The following is a 526-nucleotide window of genomic DNA, read 5'->3' as shown; positions in this document are numbered from 1 at the left end:
CGCCGCGCCGCGCCCCGGGCGGGCGTTGAGGGCGATCACGGCGACGGCGGCGGCGACGACCAGCGCGAGCAGCAGGCCCCACGAGCCGACGCGCAGGCCGAACGCGCCGATCGGCACGTAGTCCGGCGCGCGGAGGACGGGCAGGCCGAACGCGCCGAGCGCGAACAGCACGGCGAGCAGGGTGGTCGCGATGAGCGGCAGCGGCGGCTGGGCGCGGACCGTGCCCGTCTCGTCCCGTTCGACCGCGCCGGCGAGCGCCGCGGTGACCGCCGCGGCGGCGATGGCGACCAGGGCCAGGACGGTGAACCACACACCGGTCCCCGGCTGCACGGTGTTGATGCGCGTGGCGGCGAAGACGGCGTCGAGCGCGGCGAGGGCGGCCATCGGGATCGTCGCGGCGGCCACGGTGAAGGCGGGCCGGACGGACGCCTTGGCGAGCAGCGCGGCGGCGAGCACGGCCGTGACGACGGCGGCGGGCCACAGCAGCCGGGCCGCGTAGTCCGTGGGCGGCGGGAACCCGGCGGGC

The 526-nt window shown here is 78.9% G+C and carries 1 protein-coding gene; it reads right to left on the bottom strand.

Features of this window, described 5'->3' with window-relative positions:
• Nucleotides 1-526, bottom strand: a 526-nt coding sequence (locus ACFQ3T_RS37035) for a hypothetical protein (RefSeq protein WP_380730873.1), incomplete at both ends; no start/stop codon positions are given.

The organism is Saccharothrix hoggarensis (assembly GCF_042678885.1).
GTDB lineage: Bacteria > Actinomycetota > Actinomycetes > Mycobacteriales > Pseudonocardiaceae > Actinosynnema > Actinosynnema hoggarensis.
This window is presented reverse-complemented; position numbering and strand designations above follow the sequence as displayed.